Raw genomic sequence first — 6909 nt, forward strand, 5'->3', positions numbered from 1 at the left:
GACGCTGGCCAACGTCTACCAGGCGCTCGACAACAATCACGAGATCGTGCCGGTCCTGAACAAGATCGACCTGCCGGCGGCCGAGCCCGAGCGGGTGCGCCAGCAGATCGAGGACGTCATCGGCCTGGACGCCTCCGACGCGGTCGAGTGCTCGGCCAAGACGGGGCTGGGCATCCACGACGTGCTGGAAGCGATCGTGAAGCGCCTGCCGCCGCCGAAGGGCGACCGCAACGCGCCGCTGAAGGCGCTGCTGGTCGACGCCTGGTACGATCAGTACCTCGGCGTGGTCGTCTTGGTGCGGGTCTTCGACGGGACGCTGAAGGTCGGCCAGAAGGTCAAGATGATGCAGACCGGGGCCACCTACCAGATCGACAAGCTGGGGGTGTTCCGGCCCAAGCAGACCGACGTGGCCGAGCTCGGTCCCGGCGAGGTCGGCTTCATCACCGCCTCGATCAAGGAGGTCGCCCACGCCGCCGTCGGCGACACCATCACCGACGAGAAGAAGCCCACCGAGGCTCCGCTGGCCGGCTTCCGCGAGGTGCAGCCGGTGGTGTTCTGCGGCCTCTTCCCGGTGGACGCGGCCGACTTCGAGGATCTGCGCGCGGCGATCGGACGCCTGCGCCTGAACGACGCCTCCTTCACCTACGAGATGGAGACCAGCGCGGCGCTGGGCTTTGGCTTCCGCTGCGGCTTCCTGGGCCTGCTGCACCTGGAGATCATCCAGGAGCGGCTGTCGCGCGAGTTCGACCTCGACCTGATCGCCACCGCCCCCTCGGTCGTCTACCGGGTGAAGATGACCAACGGCGAGGAGATCGAGCTGCACAACCCGGCCGACCTGCCGGACCCGGTGAAGATCGAGAGCATCGCCGAGCCGTGGATCAAGGCCACCATCTTCACCCCCGACGAATACCTCGGGGCGATCATCAAGCTCTGCCAGGACCGCCGGGGCGAGCAGCGCGAGCTGTCCTACGTCGGCGCCCGCGCCATGGTGGTCTACGACCTGCCGCTGAACGAGGTGGTGTTCGACTTCTACGACCGGCTGAAGTCGATCTCGAAGGGCTACGCCTCGTTCGACTACGCGATCGAGGGCTACCGGGTCGGCGACCTGGTGAAGATGTCGATCCTGGTCAACGCCGAGCCGGTCGACGCCCTCTCCATGCTCGTCCACCGCAACCGCGCCGAGATGCGCGGCCGCGGCATGGTCGAGAAGATGAAGGAGCTGATCCCGCCGCACATGTTCCAGATCCCGATCCAGGCGGCGCTCGGCGGCCGGATCATCGCCCGCGAGACGGTGCGCGCGCTGCGCAAGGACGTGACGGCCAAGTGCTACGGCGGCGACGCCACCCGCAAGCGCAAGCTCCTCGACAAGCAGAAGGAGGGCAAGAAGCGCATGCGCCAGTTCGGCAAGGTCGAGATCCCGCAGGAAGCCTTCATCGCCGCCCTGAAGATGGACGCGGACTGACGATCCACCACAGCGCCACGACATAGGCGAAGACCGCCAGGTAGAGCGCCGTGAACGCCCAGATCGGCAGCGGCCAATAGATGACGCCGTTGACCCAGCGCATGATCAGCGGCTCCTCCCGCCCGCCCGTCAGGTCCGCCTGCCAGATGGTCAGGAAGCAGGCGCGCCCCAGCACCGCCTGCAGCGCCACGATCGCCAGCGAGGCCAGGTGCGCGAGCCGCAGCCAGCGGATGCGCACCAAGCTCCAGCCGAGCTTCGCTCCCAGCGGAATGACGACCAGGCCCGCGAGGTTGAAGGCGATCACCGCCAGGTGCAGCGCCAGCACCGATTGGCCGATTGCGGCGTCCATGTCGCGAGCATAGCGCCTTGAGGACCCCAGACCATTCGCCGCCGCGTTGAAGCGCCATGCGCTTCCTCTGCGACGAGATGCTCCTGCGTCTGGCGCGGCTGCTGCGGGCGGCGGGCTACGACACCTATCTGGCCGAGGGCGGCCAGCGCGACGCCGAGCTGCTGGCGATCGCCCGCGCCGAGAATCGCGTGCTGGTGACCCGCGACAGGCGGCTCGCCGGCGAGGCCCATCCGCGGGGCGTGCTGGTGCAAGGCCGCGGCGCCTACGCCGAGGCCGAGCACCTCGCCGCGGCGCTGCCGATCGACTGGCGCCTGGCCCCCTTCACCCGCTGCATCGTCGACAATGCGCCGCTGCGACACGCCGACGCGGCGGACATCGCCCGCATGCCGCCCGAAGCGCGCGAGCGGCCCGGTCCGTTCCGCGCCTGTCCCGCGTGCGGCCGCGTCTACTGGCCGGGCAGCCACGTGCGGCGGCTCTCCGAGCGCCTGGATCGGCTCGCCCAATTCCCGCCGCAGGCTTGACTACAGACACGCGCTCGTTCATCGCGCTGAAAACGTCGGGGAATTCCACCATGCGCACTCTGATCGTCATCGCCGCCGCCGCCGCCGCCATGTGGGTGTCGGGCTGCAACACCATCGCCGGCATGGGCCGCGACGTGTCGGCCGCCGGCCGCGCCGTCTCCAGCACCGCCGACGACGCCAAGCGCTAAGCGCGGGCCGCGGCGCGCCGCGCGACCGCGGCGGACGGCCCCAGCCCCTTGGGTTTCGGCGGCGGAAGGTGCATATGGCGGCTAATGCCTGAGCTCGTCCATCCGCTCCGCCGATCCGTCTTCCGCGGGTTGAGGGGCCTGTGTCCGGGCTGCGGCGCCGGGCGGATCTTTCGCGCCTACCTCAAGGTCAACGAGCAGTGTCCGACTTGCGCGCTCGACCTCGCGCACTATCCGGCGGACGACGGGCCGGCCTACGTCACCATCCTCTTGATCGGCCACCTGATCGTGGCTCCGATGCTGTTCTTCCCCATCGTCTGGCGCGCGCCGGCCATGTACACGGCGCCGATCGCGCTCTGCTCGCTGACCGGGCTGACGCTGCTCGCCCTGCCGGTGATCAAGGGCGGCTGGATCGGGCTGATGTACGCGCTGGGCGTCAAGGATCGCGACGCGGCCCTGCACACGGCCGACGCCGCTGATTAGACCCTCAAGGGTCAAACCTTCTTCAGGAACCCGTCCCCGCGGGCGCCGTTTGCCTCCTCTCTGGTCGGGATGGGCCATGAAAGGAGGAAGACGCGCATGGGTCTTGGGACAATCCTGATCATCATCCTGATCCTCGCCCTCATCGGCGCCCTGCCGAGCTGGGGCTATTCCCGCAACTGGGGCTATTTCCCAAGCGGCGGCCTGGGCCTGGTGCTGGTGATCATCATCGTCCTGGTTCTGTTGGGACAACTCTGACGTCCAGGCCTCTGGCTTGAGGCCCGACTTCCGCTAGCATCCCTCCGCTCTACGGGGGGATGCATGGCGCAGATCGAGATGAAGGCTGAGGCGCAGGCGCCCGCGGGCCTCTCGCCGCTGGCGCGGATCAACGCCATCCTCGGCGGGTCCGCCGGCAACCTCGTCGAGTGGTACGACTGGTTCGCCTACTCCTCCTTCGCCCTCTATTTCGCCAGGCATTTCTTCCCCAAGGGCGACCAGACCGCCCAGCTCTTGCAGGCCGCCGCGGTCTTCGCGGTGGGCTTCCTGATGCGGCCGATCGGGGCCTGGCTGATGGGACTCTACGCCGACTGGGCGGGCCGCCGCGCGGCGCTGACCGCCTCGGTCGCCCTGATGAGCGCCGGCTCCTTCGCCATCGCCCTGATCCCCGACTACGCCGCGATCGGCGTGGCCGCGCCCGTCCTGCTGCTCCTCGCCCGCCTGGTGCAGGGGCTGTCGCTGGGCGGCGAGTACGGGGCGAGCGCCGTCTACATGACCGAGATGGCCGGCAAGGGCCGGCGCGGCTTCTGGTCCTCGTTCCAGTTCGTCACCCTGATCGCCGGCCAGCTGACGGCGCTGGCGGTGCTGGTCGTGCTGCAGAACGTGCTTTCGAAGGCGGCGCTGGAGACCTGGGGCTGGCGCATTCCGTTCGCGATCGGCGGCGTCCTGGCGATCGTCGTCTTCTGGATCCGCTCGGGCCTCGCCGAGACCCGCGCCTTCCTGGCCGCGAAGGCCGAGGGCGCGGCGCGGGCGCGCACCGCCATGCTGCTGCGCGACCACCCGCGGGCCACGCTCTCCATCTTCGGCCTGACCTGCGCCGGCTCCTTGGCCTTCTACGCCTACACGACCTACATGCAGAAGTTCCTGGTCAACACCGCGGGCTTTTCGAAGAACGACGCCACCGCCATCACCGCCGGCGCGCTCGTCGTCTACATGCTGGTGCAGCCGCTGGTGGGCTGGGCGAGCGACTACCTCGGCCGGCGCAACGTCATGGCCTGGGGCTTCGGCCTGGGCGCGCTCGCCACCTATCCGGTGTTCAGCCTGCTGTCCCACGGCGGCTCGCCGTGGGCGGCGTTCGGCCTGATGACGCTGCTGGTGGTCATCCTCTCCGGCTATACCGCGGTCAACGCGGCGGTGAAGGCCGAGCTGTTTCCCACCCACGTGCGGGCGTTGGGCGTGGCCCTGCCCTACGCCGTCGCCAACGCCGCGTTCGGCGGGACGGCCGAATACGTCGCCCTGTGGTTTAAACAGGGCGGAAACGAGAGCTGGTTCTACATCTACGTCGCCGCCGCCATGGCGATCGCCGCGGCGATCTCCGCGCGGCTGCCGGACACCAACGCCACCGAGATGATCCTGGAGGCCTGAGCCCTGACTACGCTCGACATCGCCGCGCTGAGCACCTTCCTCGTCTGCTGGCTGGGCTACGAGCCGCTGCTGCGCAGCCTCGCCCGCCACCGCGGCGGGGTGATCAACACCGACATGACGGTGATCCGCACCGCCTGGATGCGCAACATGGCCGCGCGCGACAACCGCTTCATGGACGGCCAGCTGCTCGGCCATGCGCTGAGCTCGGCCTCGTTCTTCGCCTCGTCCAACCTGCTGCTGATCGCCGGCATCGCCGGCGCCCTCTTCGGCGGCGAGCGCACCTTCCGCTCGGCCTCCAGCCTGGTCGGCATCCAGACCTCCTCGCGGCTCCTGTTCGAGGGCCAGCTGGCGCTGATCCTGCTGACCCTGGTGCGGGGGCTTCTCGAGTTCATGTGGTCGATCCGGCAGATGAACTACTGCCTGGCCGCCTTCGGCGCCGCCCCGCTCGACTCGACGGCCGAGGAGCAGAGGACCTACGGCGACATCACCGCGCGCCTGCTGAACCCGGCGCTCTCGTCCTTCAACCAGGGCGTCCGGGCCTACTACTTCGCCCTTCCTGCGGCCGCCTGGCTGTTCGGGCCGGCGATCTGCATCGCCGCCACGATCGCCTGCGTCTCCCTGCTGCTGCTGCGCCAGCGCCGCTCGCCGGCGGCCGCCGCCGTGTCGGACCTGCGCAAGCTGCTAGAGGGGTGACGGTTCAGCCGCCGCGCGGCCTGCGGGATGACGGCTCTGCTTCGATTGAACCGAAATTGGGCGAGCCGGCACCAACGCCATGCTGGTTTTTCGGAGGTTGGCCATGCGCACGATGGCGGCGGTGATCACGGCCGGCCTGATGGCCGCAGCCGCAGGCCAGGCGCTCGCGTCCGGCGGCGGGGGCGGCGGGATGGGCATGGCCCCCAGCATGTCGGCCCCGGCCTACGACCCGGCGGCGGATTACGCCACGGGCGTCTCGGCGCTGAAGGCCGGCCAGTATCGCGACGCCTCGCGGGCGCTGAAGCGGGTGACCGGCGCGGTCCCGTCCAACGCCGAGGCCTGGCGGCTGCTGGGCGAAGCCTTCGCTGGCGACAACGACTGGAAGGGCTCGCGCAAGGCCTACGAGCACGCAGTGAAGCTCTCGCCCGACGACGTCGGCGCCCACGCGGGCCTCGGCACGGCCCTGGCGCGGCTGAAGGACCCCAAGGCGCAGGGCGAGCTCGACTGGCTGAACGCCAAGGCCCAGGCCTGCGCCGGCGCCTGCGCCGACGCCCCGGCGCTGAAGGCCGCCGCCGACCAGGTCCAGGGCGCCATCTCCGGCGCCGAGGCGCCCAAGCCCAGCGCCCAGCGCGACGAGCCGATGATCTTCGCCGGCGCCGCGGCCGGCGACGCCGCCTATTCCACCGCCGTGAGGCTGATCAACCAGCACCGCTATGACGCGGCGCTGGCCTCGCTGCGGGACGCCCAGGCCGTGTTCGGACCGCACCCGGACATCCTGACCTACCAGGGCTACGCCTGGCGTAAGAAGGGCGACTGGGACCGCGCGGAGACCTACTACCGCCAGGCGCTGGCGATCGCCCCGAACCATCGCGGGGCGAACGAATACTATGGCGAGCTGAAGGTCGAGCGCGGCGACCTCGCCGGAGCGAAGCTGATGCTGGCCCGCCTGGAGACCGCCTGCGCCTACGGCTGCGCCGAGGCCGAGGAGCTGCGCGCTTGGATCGATCACCGCGGCGACCCGCAGCAGCGCTAGGCGCCGCCCTGGCCGGGGCGGGGCTCGCGGCCGCGCTCCTGGGGTGGGCCGCCGTGGCGGCCGATGGCGAGCCGCCGATCCGCGCCCTGCACTGGATCTCGGCCGACGCCGACCCGGTCCGCGCGATCGCCACCCAGCCGACGGAGTGCCTGCGCCACCCCGCCGACGCCGCCCAGGCGCTCAAGGTCGAGATCGGCCGGGCGGCCTTCCGCACGCCGGTGCTGCTCGGCGGCCAGGCGGCGCGCGCCAGCCTCGCCTGCGAGACCTGCCACCGCGCCGGGCGCACCAACCCCGACTTCCAGTTCCCAGGCGTCTCCGGCGCCCCGGGCACGGCGGACGTCACCCAGTCGATCTTCTCCAGCCACCGCGAGGACGGGATCGACGATCCGAAGGCCATCCCCGACCTGAGCGGCCCGAAGACGGCGCTGAAGATCGCCCAGGCGCCGGGCGGACGGGCGCTGGAGAGCTTCATCCACGGCCTGATCACCGAGGAGTTCGACGGGCCGGAGCCCTCGCCCGCGACGCTGGAAGGCCTGGCGGCCTAC

Annotated in this window: 10 protein-coding genes; 9 read left to right on the top strand and 1 reads right to left on the bottom strand. The window is 70.5% G+C overall.

Annotation, left to right across the window (positions count from 1 at the left end; translation table 11 throughout):
• The coding region (lepA, locus tag VJS38_RS08210) for a translation elongation factor 4 (RefSeq protein WP_324087665.1) at nt 1–1462 on the top strand (1462 nt) is incomplete at its 5' end.
• On the opposite strand, the gene VJS38_RS08215 is transcribed toward lepA, so the two are convergent.
• Nucleotides 1431–1811 carry a DUF2784 domain-containing protein gene (locus VJS38_RS08215; RefSeq protein ID WP_324087666.1) on the bottom strand — a complete coding sequence of 127 codons (381 nt, stop codon included), beginning with the start codon at nt 1809–1811 and terminating at the stop codon, nt 1431–1433. The two genes, lepA and VJS38_RS08215, sit on opposite strands and share 32 nt — an antisense overlap.
• Before the next feature lie 56 nt (nt 1812–1867).
• On the opposite strand from VJS38_RS08215, the gene VJS38_RS08220 reads away from it, so the two are divergent.
• The 8 genes from VJS38_RS08220 to VJS38_RS08255 form a co-directional block, all read left to right on the top strand.
• Entirely contained in the window at nt 1868–2332 is a 465-nt protein-coding gene (locus VJS38_RS08220) for a DUF5615 family PIN-like protein (RefSeq protein WP_324087667.1), read from the top strand.
• A gap of 50 nt (nt 2333–2382) precedes the next feature.
• Complete coding sequence (locus VJS38_RS08225; RefSeq protein WP_324087668.1) at nt 2383–2520, top strand: entericidin A/B family lipoprotein; 138 nt, start codon at nt 2383–2385, stop codon at nt 2518–2520.
• Between the two features lie 84 nt (nt 2521–2604).
• Entirely contained in the window at nt 2605–3000 is a 396-nt protein-coding gene (locus VJS38_RS08230) for a DUF983 domain-containing protein (protein ID WP_324087669.1), read from the top strand.
• A gap of 96 nt (nt 3001–3096) precedes the next feature.
• The gene (locus VJS38_RS08235) at nt 3097–3255 is read left to right on the top strand and encodes a DUF3309 family protein (protein WP_324087670.1); all 159 of its coding nucleotides are present in this window, start codon (nt 3097–3099) and stop codon (nt 3253–3255) included.
• A 63-nt stretch (nt 3256–3318) separates the two neighbouring features.
• Nucleotides 3319–4638 (top strand): MFS transporter, encoded by a 1320-nt coding sequence (locus VJS38_RS08240; RefSeq protein ID WP_414692423.1) that lies wholly within the window; start codon nt 3319–3321, stop codon nt 4636–4638.
• 27 nt (nt 4639–4665) lie between these two features.
• A complete protein-coding gene (locus tag VJS38_RS08245) occupies nt 4666–5331 on the top strand; it encodes a DUF599 domain-containing protein (RefSeq protein WP_324087674.1) in 666 nt (221 codons plus the stop codon).
• 103 nt (nt 5332–5434) lie between these two features.
• A complete protein-coding gene (locus tag VJS38_RS08250; protein ID WP_324087671.1) occupies nt 5435–6364 on the top strand; it encodes a tetratricopeptide repeat protein in 930 nt (309 codons plus the stop codon).
• A partial coding sequence (locus VJS38_RS08255) for a hypothetical protein (protein ID WP_324087672.1) occupies nt 6328–6909 on the top strand: 582 nt, incomplete at its 3' end. The genes VJS38_RS08250 and VJS38_RS08255, both read left to right, overlap by 37 nt.

Origin of the sequence: Phenylobacterium sp. (assembly GCF_035276905.1) — a bacterium.
In the GTDB taxonomy this organism is placed as follows: Bacteria; Pseudomonadota; Alphaproteobacteria; order Caulobacterales; family Caulobacteraceae; genus Phenylobacterium.

Bases quoted from the DNA above. Each gene is read 5' to 3' on its own strand.
- VJS38_RS08215 (WP_324087666.1), bottom strand. From the start codon at position 1,811: ATGGACGCCGCAATCGGCCAATCGGTGCTGGCGCTGCACCTGGCGGTG.
- VJS38_RS08220 (WP_324087667.1), top strand. From the start codon at position 1,868: ATGCGCTTCCTCTGCGACGAGATGCTCCTGCGTCTGGCGCGGCTGCTG.
- VJS38_RS08225 (WP_324087668.1), top strand. From the start codon at position 2,383: ATGCGCACTCTGATCGTCATCGCCGCCGCCGCCGCCGCCATGTGGGTG.
- VJS38_RS08230 (WP_324087669.1), top strand. From the start codon at position 2,605: ATGCCTGAGCTCGTCCATCCGCTCCGCCGATCCGTCTTCCGCGGGTTG.
- VJS38_RS08235 (WP_324087670.1), top strand. From the start codon at position 3,097: ATGGGTCTTGGGACAATCCTGATCATCATCCTGATCCTCGCCCTCATC.
- VJS38_RS08240 (WP_414692423.1), top strand. From the start codon at position 3,319: ATGGCGCAGATCGAGATGAAGGCTGAGGCGCAGGCGCCCGCGGGCCTC.
- VJS38_RS08250 (WP_324087671.1), top strand. From the start codon at position 5,435: ATGCGCACGATGGCGGCGGTGATCACGGCCGGCCTGATGGCCGCAGCC.